General features: G+C 62.7%; 15 protein-coding genes and 1 tRNA gene. 1 reads left to right on the forward strand and 15 read right to left on the reverse strand.

Features of this window, described 5'->3' with window-relative positions; genetic code table 11:
- Positions 1-67: 67 nt before the first annotated feature.
- The 15 genes from M3O59_RS12515 to thrS all read right to left on the reverse strand — a co-directional run bounded on the left by M3O59_RS12515 (position 68) and on the right by thrS (position 15,828).
- Positions 68-1,126, reverse strand: coding sequence for an acyltransferase family protein (locus M3O59_RS12515; protein WP_373419013.1), 1,059 nt, complete (start codon positions 1,124-1,126; stop codon positions 68-70).
- Positions 1,127-1,169: 43 nt separating this feature from the next.
- Positions 1,170-2,264 carry an acyltransferase family protein gene (locus tag M3O59_RS12520; RefSeq protein ID WP_116905676.1) on the reverse strand — a complete coding sequence of 365 codons (1,095 nt, stop codon included), beginning with the start codon at positions 2,262-2,264 and terminating at the stop codon, positions 1,170-1,172.
- Complete coding sequence (locus tag M3O59_RS12525) at positions 2,261-3,550, reverse strand: polysaccharide biosynthesis protein GumE (protein ID WP_181920531.1); 1,290 nt, start codon at positions 3,548-3,550, stop codon at positions 2,261-2,263. Before M3O59_RS12525 ends, M3O59_RS12520 begins: the two co-directional genes overlap by 4 nt.
- Positions 3,551-3,644: 94 nt before the next feature.
- Positions 3,645-5,099 carry an undecaprenyl-phosphate glucose phosphotransferase gene (locus tag M3O59_RS12530; RefSeq protein ID WP_064630263.1) on the reverse strand — a complete coding sequence of 485 codons (1,455 nt, stop codon included), beginning with the start codon at positions 5,097-5,099 and terminating at the stop codon, positions 3,645-3,647.
- Between the two features lie 243 nt (positions 5,100-5,342).
- The gene (locus M3O59_RS12535; protein WP_147308480.1) at positions 5,343-6,782 is read right to left on the reverse strand and encodes a GumC family protein; all 1,440 of its coding nucleotides are present in this window, start codon (positions 6,780-6,782) and stop codon (positions 5,343-5,345) included.
- Positions 6,764-7,462, reverse strand: a complete 699-nt coding sequence (locus M3O59_RS12540; RefSeq protein ID WP_064630259.1) for a polysaccharide biosynthesis/export family protein — start codon at positions 7,460-7,462, stop codon at positions 6,764-6,766. Before M3O59_RS12540 ends, M3O59_RS12535 begins: the two co-directional genes overlap by 19 nt.
- A gap of 468 nt (positions 7,463-7,930) precedes the next feature.
- Positions 7,931-8,007 (reverse strand) — tRNA-Pro (locus tag M3O59_RS12545).
- Positions 8,008-8,067: 60 nt separating this feature from the next.
- Positions 8,068-8,424, reverse strand: coding sequence for a MerR family transcriptional regulator (locus M3O59_RS12550; RefSeq protein ID WP_005995911.1), 357 nt, complete (start codon positions 8,422-8,424; stop codon positions 8,068-8,070).
- Positions 8,405-8,704 carry an integration host factor subunit alpha gene (locus M3O59_RS12555; protein ID WP_002811076.1) on the reverse strand — a complete coding sequence of 100 codons (300 nt, stop codon included), beginning with the start codon at positions 8,702-8,704 and terminating at the stop codon, positions 8,405-8,407. Before M3O59_RS12555 ends, M3O59_RS12550 begins: the two co-directional genes overlap by 20 nt.
- 22 nt (positions 8,705-8,726) lie before the next feature.
- Positions 8,727-11,105, reverse strand: a complete 2,379-nt coding sequence (pheT, locus tag M3O59_RS12560) for a phenylalanine--tRNA ligase subunit beta (RefSeq protein WP_116905674.1) — start codon at positions 11,103-11,105, stop codon at positions 8,727-8,729.
- Positions 11,106-11,231: 126 nt separating this feature from the next.
- Complete coding sequence (pheS, locus tag M3O59_RS12565) at positions 11,232-12,227, reverse strand: phenylalanine--tRNA ligase subunit alpha (RefSeq protein WP_064630255.1); 996 nt, start codon at positions 12,225-12,227, stop codon at positions 11,232-11,234.
- A gap of 287 nt (positions 12,228-12,514) precedes the next feature.
- Positions 12,515-12,874: a 50S ribosomal protein L20 gene (gene rplT, locus M3O59_RS12570; RefSeq protein WP_003484828.1), complete on the reverse strand. Its 360-nt coding sequence runs from the start codon at positions 12,872-12,874 to the stop codon at positions 12,515-12,517.
- Between the two features lie 10 nt (positions 12,875-12,884).
- On the reverse strand, positions 12,885-13,082 hold the full coding sequence (gene rpmI, locus M3O59_RS12575; RefSeq protein WP_002811096.1) for a 50S ribosomal protein L35: 198 nt from the start codon (positions 13,080-13,082) through the stop codon (positions 12,885-12,887).
- 247 nt (positions 13,083-13,329) lie between these two features.
- The gene (gene infC / locus M3O59_RS12580; protein WP_070690874.1) at positions 13,330-13,872 is read right to left on the reverse strand and encodes a translation initiation factor IF-3; all 543 of its coding nucleotides are present in this window, start codon (positions 13,870-13,872) and stop codon (positions 13,330-13,332) included.
- Between the two features lie 51 nt (positions 13,873-13,923).
- Positions 13,924-15,828 (reverse strand): threonine--tRNA ligase, encoded by a 1,905-nt coding sequence (gene thrS, locus M3O59_RS12585; protein ID WP_249046882.1) that lies wholly within the window; start codon positions 15,826-15,828, stop codon positions 13,924-13,926.
- Between the two features lie 319 nt (positions 15,829-16,147).
- Here thrS and M3O59_RS12590 point away from each other — a divergent pair, with 319 nt between their 5' ends.
- The gene (locus tag M3O59_RS12590; RefSeq protein WP_064630251.1) at positions 16,148-17,272 is read left to right on the forward strand and encodes a LacI family DNA-binding transcriptional regulator; all 1,125 of its coding nucleotides are present in this window, start codon (positions 16,148-16,150) and stop codon (positions 17,270-17,272) included.
- The last annotated feature ends 125 nt before the right edge of the window (positions 17,273-17,397 follow it).

A 17,397-nucleotide genomic window follows, 5' to 3' on the forward strand; every position in this document is an offset into this window, starting at 1 on the left:
TACGCCAATCTCCTGTGCCAGCGACGCGCACGCAGTTGCTGCGACGGCTGATGATTCTGAAAACTCGTCATTTGCGTTTCAACCCCAACATCCACGGCGCCATCCGCACCAGCACCGCGCGCATCGGTACGCTTGCAGCGATCACAAACGTGCTCAGCCCCAACGCCCAGGCAGGCGTACCGATCGCGCTGCGTGCGATCACGCCGGTACGCGCCACCAGGCTGGTGATCACCAGGAACACCAACGTATGCGTACACAGGATCAACAAGGTGTTGGTGCCGATCCATTGCACCCAGCGCAAGCGCCGGATGAAATACGCCACGCACAACGTCATCGCCGTTCCTAGCAGGCTGACGAGCAGGAACACGGCAGCCGACTGCCCGAACTGCAGGTTGTTCACGTCCACCTGCCCATTCCACGCGGCCAGCCACCACCACACCGCAGCCAATGGCACCAACGCCAGCGCCCACAGTTGCGCACCCAGCGTTCGCAATGCATCGGCAAAGCGCGACAGCCAGCCGCCCACCGCGATGAAGAACAGCGCCACAGGCAGCACATCCAGTGCGAGCGGCAGACGCACCTGCAGCGACGGGAACCAGCCAGCCCATGCCAGCGCGAGCGGCAGACTGAGCGCAGCCACCGCGGCCGCACTCAAACGCGCACGCAGCGCAATGTAAGCCAGCGTTGTGACAAACAGCGCGGGCAGAAACCACAGCGCCGGAAGCACATACAGGCGCGCCCCGTTGGCCCAGAGCACTCCCGTCAACGGGTCCCACAACGGGCGCGCCTGTGCGTGCCCTGCGTGGCCATCGAGCGCAGCGGTCAACAGCCACAACGCATAGGCAACCAGAAAGAACGACAGATATGGAATCAGCAACGTGCGCGCCAGCTTCGCGACCGTTGCCCCGGTCAATGCTCGCCGCCCAAAACGTTCGCCGACCCAGCCGGACAGCACGAAAAACAGCGGCACATGGAAGCTGTAGGCGAACAGCTTGTACGCCGGCGGCATCCCGCTGGCATGCCCCAGCACCACCAACACAATGGCCAGCGCCTTTGCGGCATCGATCTGCCAATCGCGCGTCGCCGCGAGCGCGGGCCGAGCATCTGGCAGGCGATGCGCACACACGGTCTGCGCGGAGGAAGACGCACGTGTCATGCCGCAGTGCCGCTCATGCCGCCACCCGGCGCGCACCCAACGTCCACGGAGCAAAACGCATCAACACCCAGCGCATGGGCACGCACGCGGCCAATGCGAACAGCGTGACAAACACCGCCCAGGCAAGCCCCGGACGCGCGCTACCGAAGCCACCCGCCAATGCAGCAACCCCGGACAGCACAAAGAACACCAGCATGTGCGTGCACAGGATCAGCAAGGTATTGCGGCCGATCCACTGCAGCCACGCCCAGCCTTGCACCAGCCGCGCCGCGCAGATCACCATCAATGAGCCCAGCAGCGCAGTGAGCAGGAACAGCGCGTGGTTGTGTCCGAATTCAAGCATGTTGACGTCGATCCGCCCGTTGGCATTGGCCAGCCAGGCCACCGCCAACGCCAGCACGACCGTTGCGACTGCACTGCCAGCCAAGGAGGTCGGCAGATGCGGCGAGAGGTAAATCAGCAAGGCACCCAATGCGTAAAAGCACAGCGACAGCGGTAGCACATCCAACCCGAAAAAAATCCGCAGGTGCTGGGCCGGGAACCACGCCATCCAGAACCATGCCAAAAGCAACGCCAGCACCGCGATCAATACCGGCGAGATCCAACGGCGCAGCACGAAATAACTCACCACCGTAACCAGCATCACCGGCAGAAACCACAGCGGTGGCTGCACATATAGGTCCGGGCCGATACCGGTAAACATCGCCACGATGGGCTCCCACCAGGGATGACTTCCCCAGCGCGCAGCCTTTTCACCGATATTGCGTGTCAGCAACCAATACGCGTAGCCCAACAGATAGAACGTGACATACGGCAACAGCAAGCTGCGTGCATGCCTGCCGACTGAGCGCCTGTCCCGCCCGGCGGTGTGTGACGCATAACCAGATGCCAACCAACCAGATACCAAAAAAAACAGCGGGACGTGGAAGCTGTAGGCAAACAAGGTCATGCCATGCGGCACGCCCTTGGCATGGCAGAACACCACGAGCAACATCGCGATCGCCTTGGTGGCATCGATGCGCGGGTCGCGGGCGCGACCGGTGGTGGCAGCAGGTGCGCCGGCGGCCGGCAAAGCCGACAGCGATGCCGACGTTGCCGACACGCTCATCGTGCAGCTCCCGCAGGCAATGGCAGCTGCGCGCCATCTACCGTTGGATCATCCTTGATCGAGTTAGCCGACGTGGGCGACGCAGACCAGGTTGGCAGCATGTGCCACAAGCAACCACAGACGAACCACCATAACGCCGAGGTCTTGATCGAGAAGTAGCCGTTGGACACCAGCAGACTCAATGCGAACGCAAAGATCGCCAGATTCTTGAACAGCTGCCCTTCCTTACTCGGCATCAACAGCAGGAACGAATACGCCAACAGGAAGGCCAGCACGCCCACGATCGATTGCGATGCAATGAAGTAGGCGATGCCGCTGTCGAAGTAGCGATACGCCTGCGCAAAGTCCAGGCCCATCCAGGATTCGAACGAGAGGTTGTTCATCGAATAGACGGTGAAAAATACACGTCCCATCGTGGTGTCCTGGTACGCGGTGATGCCCGTGACCCAGACCAGCAACCAGGCTGTGACAATCACCAGCAGAAACACCAGAAATGCCAGCCGTTGATCCAGCCGTTTCAACAGCGGCGACAGCAGCACCATCAGCACGCAGGTGCCCGCCGCCAATCGTCCGTCCGATGCCACAATCATGAAGCCGATCAGTCCCACCGACAGGATCAGTGCCGCAGGCCGCATCCAACGCCAGAACACCAGCACGATGGCGGTAAAAAAACAGATGTAGTTGCCCATCGTCACCGGCTCGATAAACATCGAGGAGGCGCGCGGCAAGTTGGAACCCGGCAGGAAGTTACGCTCGCCCGGCCGCGTCGCGCTGACGAACAGATTGCTGTCTTCGTTCCAGAAGCCTTCGGCGCTCATACCGCGCGCGTTGACGAAGAAGCTCTTCGGGTTGACCAGATCGCCGTACGCACTCGGCATCGCCAGCTCGAAGGCGGCAACCAGCGAAACGATGACGGTCATGCGGATGAACAGCTTGGGCACCGAGCCGGTGTAGGCCGAGCCAAGCACCACGAAGGCAAAGACCACCAGCGCGTCGCGGAAAAACTTGGGGTCGATCTGCCAGTTCACCAAGAACCGGACGAACATCAGCGTGACGATCAATCCAAGTCCGCTGATGATCAAGGCAATGCGCTTGCGGCTCATCGAGCCCAGGCCCAGCAGGAAGCAGGCCACATAGATCATGAATTCGACCGCATAGGTGATCACCGGCCGGACGGTGAACACGTTTGCGTTGATCAAGGCCAGCACCAGGTTGTAACCCACGCCGACCAGCAACGTGAGCTCGATCAGCAGGTTGTGCCAGCGGACGCGCGTTTCCTCGCTCATTCGGATCAGCATGCAGACGCCTGCTTGGAAGGGGCGGCTGCGCTGCAGCCGCCCGCGGCGCCGGACGCGCCAGGTCGCACGCTTCCTACCATCATCAGTACGCGGTCTTCTGTCCGAGCACGCGCACTGCAGTCAGCACGATGATGCGGATATCCAGCCACAACGACCAACGACGGATGTAATCGAGGTCGTACTGGATACGCTTCTTCATCGTCCGCAGCTCCGGGGTCTCGCCACGGAAGCCGTTCACCTGCGCCCAACCGGTAATGCCCGGCTTGACGTAGTGACGCTGCATGTAATGGTTGATCAGCTTTTCGTAGTGGGTGTTGTGCTGCGCGGCGTGCGGGCGCGGGCCCACGATCGACATGCTGCCACCCAGCACATTGAAGATCTGCGGCAACTCATCCAGGCTGCTGCGACGCAGGAACGCACCGAAACGCGTGATACGGGTGTCGTTCTTGGTGGCTTGCTGGATGGTCGTGCCATGGTCGTCATGCACGCGCATCGAGCGGAACTTGAACATGTAGAACTCGCGACCGCCCAGGCCATGACGGCGCTGGCGGAAGAATACCGGACCCGGCGAGCTCATCTTGACGCCCACCGCAATGGCGGCCATCAGCGGCCACAGGCCCATCAGCGCAATCACGGCCAGGATCTTGTCCTGCAGTGCCTTGGCCACCACGAAGTAATTGTCGCGGTCCACACCACCCTGGCGCAGGTTGATCACCGGCACGTTGCCGATCTGCTCACCCGACTGATTCAACAGGCCGAAGTCGAACAGGTCCGGCACCAGCTTGACGTTGATCGGGTAACGATCCAGGCGCTGCAGCAACTGCTTGATGTGGTCGCGCTCACCCAGCGGCAGCGAGATCCACACCTGCTCGACCTGGTTGTCCTTCAGATAGTCGATCAATGCATCCGGCTCGCCCAGGCACGGCAGCGACTGGCGCTGTTCGGTCACGGCGATGTCGTACGGGGTGCGGAAGTAACCGACCAGATTCATGCCGACCCACGGGTTGCGGCTCAAATAATGATTGATCTTCATCACCGGGTGACGCAGACCGACCACCACAACACGCTGCACGTCCACGCCTTGCGTACGCAGATGGTTCAAGAAGCCGCGCAGTACCGTACGTGCGGCTACCAGCGAGGCCAGCCCCCCGACGAACCACAGGCCGATCCAGCCGCGCGACACCTGCTCGCCCACCTGCACGATCAGCGCGTGCACCGCGAACAATGCGAACACACCACCGAACGCACCGCCCAGCACCAGCAGTTCGCTCAACAGGCCACGACCGCGCCAGCTGCGATACAACGGGAACAGCGCAAAGCAGATCACCGAGTACAGCAGCGTGGTGGCGATGGCAACCCGGTACGGTGCCGCAGGCACCCAGGAGCCGAACACGATGCGGTACGCGACCAGGCCGGAAACCACGACCATGGTCAGGTCGAAAACGCGCAGAACCAGATCGGCCGCAGCCGAATACTTGGACAACAATCGCGGCGAGGATGTGGTGTAAGTGGCGCTACTCAAGTCTGCCAAAAGCATGGGGATGTCCTCCAAACTCGATACGGCGCATGCGGGGGAACATGCGAATCGCACGCGAGCTTTCAATCATCTCCGTCAAGCGATCACCGCGGTAATACCTACCGACCCCAGATCACTCGACAGCCCTTTGTTTCAACAGAGACAAACCTTCAAACGAGGGAGCCCGAAACATACGGGATCCCACCTTTTCCACGCTGAATCAGTTGTCACCTAAATTAACCATCGTTTTGCAACATCACGATGTCAGTTCAGCTGCGTTTCCGGCCCGTTGCCGCGCAAGAAGTAGCGTACGAGAGCCACAGCCACACCAAGGAATACGCCAAAGATGAGGCCTAAGGCGAGGTTCAATTTGAGTTTCGGCGAAGTCTTCGACGTAGGCACATCTGCGGTATCGACGATGGTCACGTTGTTGGCGCCGACATTGCTCGCCACGCCGATTTCCTTGTAGCGCTGCAGGAGCGCATCGTAGAGCTGACGGTTGGTGTCGACGTCGCGCTTGAGCATGTTGTAACGGATGCTGCGGCTCTGCAGATCGAGCTCGTTACTACGCAGACCGGCGATGCGTTCGTTGAGCAACTGCTCCTGATGCACCGATGCGTCGTAGGTCGCCTTCAACGACTGGCGGACGTTGATGACTTCGCCATTGATCTGCCGACGCGACTCTTCGATCTGCGCCTTCAGGCGCTGCATTTCCGGGTAATCCGGCTTGAAGGTAGACAGCTTCTGCTGGTATTCGCTGGTCAGGCGCACCTGCTCGCTGCGCAGGCTCTGGATCAGCGGGCTGCTGAGCACCTGCGGCAACGACATGCCATCGCCACTGGCGGCCTGGCGCCAGGCAGACTCGGCCTTGATGCGGGCATCCTGTGCGGACGCCAGCAAGGCGTTCAGATCGGTCAGGTTCTGCGCCGGCAACGACGGCTTGTCGTCGCCGACCGAGACGATCTGCTCGTCGGTCGAATAGGCAACCAGCGTCTTTTCCGAGTCTTCGACCTTGTCGCGCAACTGCTCCAACCGCTCGGCAAGGAACTTGGTCGCGAACGAGGACGCCTTCATGCGGCGCTCCTGCGTGCTGACGATGAACACCTTCGGATACGTGTTGGCGATCTTGGCCGCCAGCACCGGGTCCGGCGAGTCGTAATTGACGTAGACCAGGCGCGAATTGAGGATCGGCTCGACCACCAGACCGGCCAGCAGCGTATTGGTCAGGCTGCGCTCGATGATCGCCTGACGCGAATCCACCGACTTGCCGGCTTCCGGATTTTTCGCCGCGGCCTTTTCCAGCGCCTCATCGACCTGCTGCTTGAACGCCGGCTCCTTGTCGAGCTTGGCCTCGCGGATCACCGCACGCGCCAGCGAACGGCTCTGCAGCAGCTGATACTGGGTCTGGTAGAAATCGCGATCCTGCGGCGATTCCACCGGCATCAGGTTGTCGACATTCACCACGTTGAGCGAGTCGCGCTCGATCTGCAGCGTGCTGGTCGCGCGGTATTTCTCGGGCATCAGCATGGTGACGCCGAACGCCAGCAACAACGCGGTCAGCGCGATGCCAATGATCAACCAGCGCTGCGACACCAGGGCGCGCCAGTAATCGAGCAAGCCCACGTCGGCCAGCTCAAGATGTCCGTGGCGATGAGACGAAGAGGAACGATTGTCGGAATTCATGCTCATCGGTAAGCGCGCCACACCATCACAAGAGGAGTCAGTTCCAGCATGGTGCGCAACCAGACGCGCGCATCCGAGCGGTACACCACGACGATGTCGCCGCCGTAAATCTCAGGATCCGGGTTGCCCCCCTTCTCGATCTCGGTCAGGTCGAATCGCGCGATCATCTTCTGGCCGTTGACCGTACGGAACACAATGACGTTGCCGCGGCTTGCCACGGTGCTGACGCCCTTGGCCTGCGCGACGGCCTGTTGCAGGGTCAGATTGGCGCCGATGACCGGATAGATGCCGGGTTCGGTGACCGCGCCGGTCACAGTGACGCGGCGGCCATTGGATTCCTGCACGAACACCGAAACCTGCGGATTCTGCAGGTAGCCGGAGCGGTAGCGGTCGGCCACCATCTTTTCGAGTTCGCCAACGCCCATGCCGGCCGCATTGACGTCACCGATCAGCGGCAACGAGATATGGCCGTTCTGATCGATACGGACCTGACGCTCCAGATCGTCGACCTGGAATACCTTGACCAGCAACAGATCGCCTGGAGAGAGTCGATACTCGGGCTGCACGGCCGACATTGCGAGCGGATCGGGGAGCGGCAACGACGTCGCCATGCCCTTCCCGGTGCTGCAAGCGCCCAGTGTCATCGAGCAGATCAACGCCAGGCTGAGTGCTTGGCAAAATCGTCCGATCAGTTTCTTCATGCGTAGGGCTGTCTGCCTCGGTTAGGTGGAACACGCGCTCGCGCAGCGTTCCACCGGCCAACGCGCCAGCACGAACGTACGACAGAGAATTCATCCCGATACGTCGGGAGCACGACAGGTAAGGCGTGTTGCACTGCACTATGGCACAGAAAAATTGCATCGCAAGACGCTGCACGCCATTTTTTTGACGGCGTTGGCCTATTGATTCAAGTTCGTCGTTGGCACGTTAAAAAAACGTGATCCAGTAACGCATTCTGGGCCAAGGATTCGGAGGATTTTCGGACACTTAGCGTCATTGCGTGACCCAGGTCCATAGCGAACGGGACCGTAAGAACCGAGCGCTAGCGCGCCTTTCATGCTGCACTGCGATATGCCGATCTACCTATCGAGCAAGAGGCGCGAAGACAAAGAATGCAATGCTGCACCGCAACAAAAAAGCCCATGACGCGATGTCATGGGCTTACTGTTTGGTCGGGGTAGCCGGATTCGAACCGACGACCACTAGTCCCCCAGACTAGTGCGCTACCAGGCTGCGCTATACCCCGAAGATGCTGCATCCGCCGCGAGGGCGGCCTGCGATTATAGCGGCTTTGCGAAACGTTTTCCTAGCGGCGCAGCAGTTGCAGAACTTCTTCCAGCTCCATGCGCACCTGCTTGATGATCTGATTGCTCAGCGCGGACTCGCTTTTGGCGCCATCGCCTTCCAGACGCAGACGCGCGCCACCGATGGTGTAGCCCTGCTCGTACAGCAGGCCGCGGATCTGGCGCACCATCAACACGTCGTGGCGCTGGTAATAGCGCCGGTTGCCGCGCCGCTTGACCGGCTCCAGGCTGGGGAATTCGGTTTCCCAATAGCGCAGCACATGCGGTTTGACGTCGCACAGCTCGCTCACCTCACCGATGGTGAAGTAGCGCTTGGCCGGGATTGGCGGTAGCTCGCGATTACTGCCCGGATCCAGCATATGCCTCCACCCGTTCCTTGAGTTTCTGGCCGGGACGGAAGGTCACCACCGTCCGGGCCGAGATCGGAATCTCCTCGCCGGTCTTGGGATTGCGACCGGGCCGTTGGTTCTTGCGCCGCAGATCGAAGTTGCCAAACCCGGACAGCTTCACCTGACGCCCCTGCTCCAGCGCATCGCGCAGCACATCGAAAAACGCGTCGACAAATTCCTTTGCCTCGCGCTTGTTCAGACCGACCTCGTCGAACAGACGCTCGGCCATCTCCGCTTTCGTCAATGCCATGCCAATCCCCTGGGTTACCGCCTCAACTCCGGATCCGGGCGCGGTGTTCACGCTCGATCACGGCCACCACATCGGTGACGACCGCATCCACGTCCCGGTCGGTGAGAGTGCGCGAGTTATCCTGCAAAATCAAGCCCATAGCCAGACTCTTGAAACCTGGCTCGACCCCCTGCCCGACATAGCGGTCGAACAGCTGCACCTCGCGCAACAACGGCCCGACCGTGGTGCGCACGCTGGCCGACAGTGCCGCCCAGCTCACCTCTTCGGGCACCAGGAAGGCCAGATCGCGGCGCACCGAGGGGAACCGCGACAGCTCGCCGGCACGCGGCAAAGCACGCTGCACCAGCGGCGTCAGCTGTAACTCGAACGCGATCACGTCCACATCGATGTCCAGCGCCTTGGCCAGGCGCGGGTGCACCTGCCCGATCCAGCCGATGTGGGCACCATCGCGGTAGACATCGGCCGACCGGCCCGGATGCCCGAATGCTTGCGTCGACGGCTGGAACTCCAGCTGCGCGCCACTGGCGGCAGCCAGTGCCATCAGATCGCCCTTCAAATCATGGAAATCCACCTTACGCGCGGCCTCGCCCCACTGCAGCGCCAAGGCATCGCCGCACACGGCCGCGGCAACATGCTGCGATTCCTGCGGCGCTGCGCCGGCATCGGCAGCGGCCGCAAACACCTTACCCAATTCGAACACGCGCACCCGCCCGGCCTGGCGGGCAGCATTGCGGCCCAAGGTCGCCACCAGGCCCGGCAGCAGGCGCGGACGCATGATCGCCAGCTCGGCACTGAGCGGATTGGCCAAAGGCACCAGGCCATCGGTGAGCTGCCAGCGCTCCAGCAGGCCTGCATCGACGAAGGCGTAATTGATGGTTTCCTGCAACCCGCGCGCCACCAGTTGGCGCCGCACGCTGAGTTCGTCCAGCTGGGTTTCGCTGGGCATCGCGATGCGACTGGCACCGCCGGGCAGCGTGGTCGGCACCCGGTCGTAACCGTGGATGCGCGCCAGCTCCTCGATGAGATCTTCTTCGATGGCGATATCGAAGCGACGGCTCGGTGCCATCACTTCCCAGCCTTCGGCAACTGCGTCGAGTTGCATCCCGAGCGCACGCAACATGCGCACGACATCGGCATCGTCGATCTGGATGCCGAGCACGCGCGCGATGCGCGCGCGACGCAACAGGATGCGCGCAGGCTGCGGCAGATGCTGCGGCAGTTGCGCATGCGCCACCGGACCGGGCGTACCGCCGGCCAGTTCCAGCACCAGACGCGTCGCCACTTCGATCGCCTGCGGCGGCAATGCCGGATCCACACCACGCTCGAAGCGATGCCCGGCGTCGGTATGCAGGCCGAGTTTACGGCCACGGCCCATGATGGCCGCCGGGTCGAAGTACGCCGATTCCAGGAACACATTGCGCGTGGTCTCGGTGACGCGCGTGTCCAGCCCGCCCATCAACCCCGCCAGCGCAACCGCGCGCCCGGCATCGGTGATGGTCAGGAAGCTGTCGTCCAGCGTGACCTGGCGCCCATCCAGCAGCGCCAACTGCTCGCCGGCACGCGAGCGGCGCACACCGATCGGCCCCTGCAAGGTGTCCAGATCGAAGGCATGCATCGGCTGCCCCAGTTCCAGCATCACGTACTGGGTGATGTCCACCAGCAACGACACCGGGCGCACGCCGCTGCGGCGCAACCGCTCGGCCAGCCACACCGGCGTTTTCGCGGCCGGGTCGATGCCTTCGATCACCCGGCCGCAATAGCGCGGCGCCTCCTTGCCGGCATCCAGTTCCACCGCCAGCGTGCGCGTGGAGACCGGCGCCACCGCACCGGCATCGAACGCCACCACTTCGCTGGCGCACGCGGCGGCCACGTCGAAGGCGATGCCGCGCACGCTGAAGCAATCGGCGCGATTGGGAGTGAGCTTGATCTCGATGCTGGCATCGGGCAGCCCCAGATACTCGGCAAGCGCCTGCCCCACCGGCGCATCGTCCGGCAATTCGAACAAGCCGGAGGCGTCGCTGTCCAGACCGAGCTCCTTGGCCGAACACAACATGCCGTTGGACGCCACACCGCGCAACTTGGCGGCGGTGATGGTCAGCGCGCCGATCTGCGCACCGACCAGCGCCAACGGCGCCACCAGACCGGGGCGCGCATTCGGCGCGCCACACACGATCTGCAGCAACTCCCCCTGCCCTGCATCGACGCTGCAGACCTGCAGCCGATCGGCTTCGGGATGACGCACCGCCTCGACGATGCGCGCCACCACCACCTGACCCAGCGCCTCGCCCAACGGCGTGACGTCTTCGACTTCCAGACCGATCGCCGTCAGCGTGGCAGCCAGTTCGTCGCGCGTGGCCTGGATCGGAACATGGCTACGCAGCCAATTTTCAGAGAATTTCATGAGGAGCCGGGAATCGAGAATGGGGAATAGGGAATCGCAAAGGCGGGGACGCCGGGCCTTCGGAACGGGACCTGCGGAGCGTGTGGCTCTTGCGATTCCCGATTCCCGATTCCCGAATCCCCGCCGTCAAGCAAACTGCCGAAGAAAACGCACGTCGTTCTCGAAGAAGGCGCGCAGGTCGTTGACTCCATAGCGCAGCATCGCGAAGCGCTCCACGCCCAGACCGAAGGCGAAGCCGGTGTAACGCTCGGGGTCGATGCCGACGCTGCGCAGCACATTCGGGTGCACCATGCCGCAGCCCAGCACTTCCAGCCAGCGCGTGCTGCCATCGGGCTGCTGCCAGGCGATGTCCACTTCCGCACCCGGCTCCACGAACGGGAAATAGCTGGGGCGGAAACGCATTTCGAAATCGCGCTCGAAGAACGCGCGCACGAACTCGGACAAGGTGCCCTTGAGGTCGGCGAAGTTGGAATGCTCGTCCACCAGCAGGCCTTCGACCTGATGGAACATCGGCGAGTGGGTCTGGTCCGAATCGGAGCGGTACACCTTGCCGGCCGCGATCATGCGCAGCGGCGGTTTGTGCGCATCCATGTAACGCACCTGCACGCCCGAGGTATGCGTGCGCAGCAGACGCCCGTCGCCGAAATAAAACGTGTCGTGCATCGCACGCGCCGGATGGTGCGGCGGGAAATTCAGCGCTTCGAAGTTGTGCCAGTCGTCCTCGATTTCCGGGCCGTCCGACAGCTCGTACCCGAGCCGCGCGAAGATTTCGACGATGCGCTCCAGTGTGCGCGTCACCGGGTGCAAGCCGCCGCGCTCGCTGCGGCGACCCGGCAAGGTGACATCGATGCGCTCGCCGGCCAGACGTGCGTCCAGTGCGGCGCTTTCCAGCGTGTTCTTGCGCTCGGCCAGTGCGGCGGTCAGCGCGTCGCGCGACAGATTGATCGCCTCGCCAGCGGCCTTGCGTTGCTCGGCGGGCAAGCTGCCGAGTTGCTTGAGCTGGGCGGTGATGCTGCCGCTCTTGCCCAGCAATGCGACCCGCAATGCTTCCAGTTGGTCCGGCGTCTGCGCCGCGGCAACATCGGCCAGCGCGCGCTCGGTCAGGGATTGAATCTCACTCATTGCACTTGCGCCTCAACTGCTCAACCGAACGGTGTTTCCGGATACACCGGAATGCATTGCCACATATCTTGCCAGCCATCGCATCGACCGATGCTGGTTGTCTAAAACGCAAAAAGGGGAAGGACTTGCGCCCTTCCCCCGAACAACTGCTTCGCTCCAATCAGAGACTGCACACGAGTGCACAATCTCTGACGAGGACTACCCCTTCAACAGTCCGCACATGGATGTGCGGGCTCTTGCGAAGGACTCGCACATACGCTGTGCGGGCTCTTGCGAGGGACTCGCACTTATGCCGCCAGCGCGCCCTTTGCCTTCTCGGCCAGCGCGGCAAAGCCGGCGGCGTCGTGCACGGCGATATCGGCCAGCACCTTACGGTCCAGGGTGATACCAGCCTTGAGCAGGCCATTCATGAAGCGGCTGTAGCTCAAGCCGTTGATGCGAGCAGCCGCATTGATGCGGGTGATCCACAGCGAACGGAAATTACGCTTCTTCTGCTTACGGCCAATGTAGGCGTACTGCTGTGCCTTGATGACCGCCTGCTTGGCAACGCGGAACACCTTCCGGCGAGCGTTGTAGTAACCCTTTGCCAGGGTCAGAATTTTCTTGTGGCGGCGACGCGCCTGTACGCCACGCTTTACTCGTGCCATGGGTCAGTCCTCAGAGGTAGGGAAGCATACGATCGAGACGGCCTGCGTCCTCGGCACGGACGTGATTCGTCTGCCGCAGGTTGCGCTTCCGCTTGGTCGCTTTCTTCGTGAGGATGTGGCTACGGTTTGCGTGGCCGCACTTGTACTTGCCGGAGGCGGTCTTGCGAAAACGCTTGGCCGCCGCCCGGTTGGTCTTGATCTTGGGCATTGCAATGTCCTTGATGGTGTTTTGTCACTGACACGGGCGGCAGTCTTGCGACCACACTTTCCATCCTTGCCCTTGCCTGCTTGTAAGCCCTTGATCGAACACGATCCGGACAGGTCCTGGTGCCGCTTGCACGGCGCCCCAATAAAGCGGGCCGCGCAGTCTACCCGTTGCCGGGAATTGTTGCAAGTCGTTGATCCTGCAGCTGCGACAGACCCGCCGGGGGCCGTCGCAGCACACAAGAAGATCCTCAGATCTTCTTCTTGGGCGCGATCATCATGACCATCTGACGCCCTTCCAGGCGCGGACGGGATTCGATGACGATGTCTTCGCCCAGATCGGCCTCGATCCGGGCCGCCATCTCGCGACCGAGCTCCTGGTGGCTCATTTCGCGACCACGGAAGCGGATGTTGACCTTGACCTTGTCGCCCTCTTCCAGGAAGCGACGCATGTTGCGCAGCTTGATCTGGTAGTCGCCCTCGTCCGTGACCGGACGGAACTTGAGTTCCTTGATCTCGACCTGCTTGGTCTTCTTCTTGGCCTCGTTGGCCTTTTTCTGCTGCTCGAACTTGAACTTGCCGAAATCCATGATCTTGCAGACCGGCGGATCGGCCTGCGGCTGGATTTCGACCAGATCCAGGCCTTCTTCCTCGGCCTTGGCGAGCGCTTCGTCGCGCGACAACACGCCGACCATCTCACCGTCGCTGCCGATCACGCGGACGCGCGGCACACGGATTTCTTGGTTCTTGCGGTTCTGTTTGTTGTCAGGGGTACTGATATTGCAATCTCCCAAGGGAATCGAACCGGCGCATCGGGATCATCGTCCAGACCGGCCGGGGTTGGCTCACGCTGCCTGCTCGGCCTGCAGCCGTTCGATGAAGGCAGAGACCGTCATGGTCCCGAGGTCCTCCCCCGAACGCGTCCGCACGGCGACTGCGCCATTTTCCTTCTCGCGGTCACCGACGACGAGCAGGTACGGCACGCGTTGCAGCGTATGTTCGCGGATCTTATATCCGATCTTCTCATTACGCAAATCGGCGTTGACACGGAAGCCTTGATTTGCAAGGGTTTTCCGAACCGAGTCCACATAGTCTGCCTGTGCGTCGGTGATATTTGCGACAACGACCTGGACCGGAGCGAGCCAGGACGGGAAGGCGCCGGCGTGGTGTTCGATCAAGATGCCGATGAAACGCTCCATCGAGCCGACGATGGCCCGGTGCAGCATGACCGGATGCTTCTTCTGGCTGTTTTCGTCCACGTACTCGGCGCCCAGGCGGCCCGGCATCATGAAATCGACCTGCATGGTGCCCAGCTGCCAGGTGCGGCCGATGGCGTCCTTGAGGTGGTATTCGATCTTGGGGCCGTAGAAGGCGCCCTCGCCCGGCAGCTCCTGCCATTCCACCCCGCATACGCCCAGCGCGCTGCGCAGCGCGGCTTCGGCCTTGTCCCAGGTGGCGTCGTCGCCCAGGCGCTTTTCCGGGCGCAGCGCGATCTTGATCTGGATATCGTCGAAGCCGAAGGCGGTGTACACGGCCAGCGCCTGCTGATGGAAGGCGGTCACTTCGGATTCGATCTGCGATTCCAGGCAGAACACATGCCCGTCGTCCTGGGTGAAGCCGCGCACGCGCAGGATGCCGTGCAGCGCGCCGGAGGGCTCGTTGCGGTGGCAGGCGCCGAACTCGCCGTAGCGGATCGGCAGGTCGCGGTAGCTGTGCAGGCCCTGGTTGAACACCTGCACGTGGCCGGGGCAGTTCATCGGCTTGACTGCGTAGGTGCGCTTTTCTGATTCGGTGAAGAACATCGCGTCCTGGTAGTTGTCCCAGTGGCCGGATTTCTGCCATAGCGAGACGTCCAGGATCTGCGGGCAACGCACCTCACCGTAGCCGCTGTCGCGGTAGACCTTGCGTATGTACTGCTCGACCACTTGCCACAGCGACCAGCCCTTGGGGTGCCAGAACACCAGGCCGGGCGCTTCTTCCTGCAGATGGAACAGGTCCTGCGCCTTGCCGATGCGGCGATGGTCGCGCTTGTCGGCTTCTTCCATGCGCAGGATGTAGGCGTCCAGCTGCTTCTTGTCGGCCCAGGCGGTGCCGTAGATGCGCTGCAGCTGCTCGTTCTTGGCATCGCCGCGCCAGTAGGCACCGGAAATACGGGTCAGCTTGAAGGCCTTGAGGAAGCGCGTGTTGGGCACGTGCGGGCCGCGGCACATGTCCACGTATTCCTGGTGGTAGTACAGGCCCATCGCGGTGATGTCCTCGGACATGTCCTCGATCAGGCGCAGCTTGTACTCTTCGCCGCGCTTGGCGAACACCTCGATCACCTCCGCGCGCGGGGTGACCTTCTTGATCACCTCGTAGTCCTGCGCGATCAGCTCCTGCATGCGCTGCTCGATCGCGGCCATGTCGTCGGGCGTGAACGGGCGCTCGCTGTAGATGTCGTAGTAGAAGCCTTCGGCGATGACCGGACCGATCACCATCTTGACCTCGGGGTAGAGCTGCTTGACCGCGTGCCCGACCAAATGTGCGCAGGAGTGGCGAATGATCTCCACGCCTTCGGCGTCCTTGGCGGTGATGATGCGCAGGCTGGCGTCATGGTCGATGACGTCGCTGGCGTCGACCAGCTGGCCGTCGACCTGGCCGGCGATGGTGGCCTTGGCCAGGCCGGCGCCGATCGACTGGGCGACCTGCATCACCGAGACGGGGGATTCGAATTCGCGGCGGCTGCCGTCGGGGAGCGTGATGTTGATCATGGGCAAGAATGAGGTCTGGTCTGGCTGCAGCGCTCGGCTGCCATGGGAGATCTGGCCATTGCTGGACAGGCTCGGAGAAGAATGCGGAGGAGGCAAGACAACGCCATAGAGGCGCTCTGCGCGCTGGCGCAGGCAAGGATCAGCGGTGGGCGGTGGTAGTGCTCATGTCGCACGCTGGGCCGGCGCTGGGCGCGGGCCACCTTCTCGCAAGGGGTCTTGGGCATGAATGGTAAACCAATCAGCCGGCCGTTGCGTGCGGCGGCACGGCATTGGCGGGCGCATGGCATGATGCCGGCCACTTGTCCTGTCGTTGCCGACCATGACCATCAAGGGTAAAGCCACCTCGCTGGATATCGCCTACCTGGCCGGCGTGTCGCAGCCAACCGTGTCGCGCGCGTTACGCGGCAGCCCGATGGTCAACGAGGAAACGCGCAAACGCATCCTGCGCATCGCCAAGGAATTGAACTACAAGGTCGACAAGAACGCCTCTTCGCTGCGGTTGCGCAATGCCGGCACGCTGGCGCTGCTGTTCTTCGAAGACCCCACCGCCGACGATTCGCTGATCAACCCGTTCTTTCATTCGATGCTGGGCTCGATCACGCGCGCCTGCGCGTTGCAGGGCTACGACCTGCTGGTGTCGTTTCAGCAGCTGTCCAAGGACTGGCAGGCCGACTACGAAGACAGCAACAAGGCCGATGGCATCATCCTGCTGGGCTACGGCGACTATCAGCAATCGCGCCAGCGGCTGCAGTTGCTGGTCGAACAGGGCACGCACTTCGTCCGCTGGGGTGCGGCCCTGCCCGGCCAGCCCGGCATCTCCATCGGCAGCGACAATTACCAGGGCGGGCTGGACATCACCGAGCATCTGCTGGCGCAAGGCTGCCGGCGCATCGCGTTCCTGGGCCACGCGTCCAATCACTACCCCGAATTCGAAGAGCGCTACCGCGGCTACGTTGCCGCACTGGCGCAGCAGGAGTTGGTTGCCGAGGCCTCGCTGCAGTTCGATGCGATCACCACCGAGTTGTCCGGTTACACCGCGTGCCTGGAACTGCTGGCCAGCGGCAAGGCGTTCGATGCGGTGTGCGCAGCCAGCGACCTGATTGCGATCGGTGCGATGCGCGCATTGCGTGAGCGCGGCCTGCGCGTGCCGCAGGACGTGGCGATCAGCGGCTTCGACGATATTGCGTTGGCAGCGTCGGTTGCGCCGGCGCTGTCCACCGTGCAGCAGGACACCAAGCAGGCCGGCACGTTGCTGGTGGAAAGCCTGGTCGCCCTGATTCGCGGCGAAGCGGCGCAAAGCCGCACGATTCCGGTGCGATTGGCGCTACGCGATTCTTCGCGCAGTAGCGGGTTGCAGCCGCCGCTGGGATGGGCGCCGGCGGCGGCCGTTGAAGCTGGCGATGCGGTGCGCGGCCAGGCGGCGAGCAAGGCTGCCGGGCGCTGAGGGATCGGGAATCGGGAATCGTTAGAGCGTGTATGGCCGGCTGCAGGATCGATCACGATCCGCCGAACCCGTTTTAGGAGCGCGCTGGCGCGCGATGAAGCACTACCGGTGACACCCCGTCGCGC

Source organism: Xanthomonas nasturtii, assembly GCF_023337365.3.
Lineage (GTDB): Bacteria > Pseudomonadota > Gammaproteobacteria > Xanthomonadales > Xanthomonadaceae > Xanthomonas > Xanthomonas nasturtii.

Excerpts from the sequence above, each read along its gene's own strand:
- M3O59_RS12520 (WP_116905676.1), bottom strand. The coding sequence starts at position 2,264 with ATGAGCGTGTCGGCAACGTCGGCATCGCTGTCGGCTTTGCCGGCCGCC.
- M3O59_RS12525 (WP_181920531.1), bottom strand. The coding sequence starts at position 3,550 with ATGAGCGAGGAAACGCGCGTCCGCTGGCACAACCTGCTGATCGAGCTC.
- M3O59_RS12530 (WP_064630263.1), bottom strand. The coding sequence starts at position 5,099 with ATGCTTTTGGCAGACTTGAGTAGCGCCACTTACACCACATCCTCGCCG.
- M3O59_RS12540 (WP_064630259.1), bottom strand. The coding sequence starts at position 7,462 with ATGAAGAAACTGATCGGACGATTTTGCCAAGCACTCAGCCTGGCGTTG.
- M3O59_RS12550 (WP_005995911.1), bottom strand. The coding sequence starts at position 8,424 with ATGCTGGATCCGGGCAGTAATCGCGAGCTACCGCCAATCCCGGCCAAG.
- M3O59_RS12555 (WP_002811076.1), bottom strand. The coding sequence starts at position 8,704 with ATGGCATTGACGAAAGCGGAGATGGCCGAGCGTCTGTTCGACGAGGTC.
- pheT (WP_116905674.1), bottom strand. The coding sequence starts at position 11,105 with ATGAAATTCTCTGAAAATTGGCTGCGTAGCCATGTTCCGATCCAGGCC.
- pheS (WP_064630255.1), bottom strand. The coding sequence starts at position 12,227 with ATGAGTGAGATTCAATCCCTGACCGAGCGCGCGCTGGCCGATGTTGCC.
- rplT (WP_003484828.1), bottom strand. The coding sequence starts at position 12,874 with ATGGCACGAGTAAAGCGTGGCGTACAGGCGCGTCGCCGCCACAAGAAA.
- rpmI (WP_002811096.1), bottom strand. The coding sequence starts at position 13,082 with ATGCCCAAGATCAAGACCAACCGGGCGGCGGCCAAGCGTTTTCGCAAG.
- thrS (WP_249046882.1), bottom strand. The coding sequence starts at position 15,828 with ATGATCAACATCACGCTCCCCGACGGCAGCCGCCGCGAATTCGAATCC.
- M3O59_RS12590 (WP_064630251.1), top strand. The coding sequence starts at position 16,148 with ATGACCATCAAGGGTAAAGCCACCTCGCTGGATATCGCCTACCTGGCC.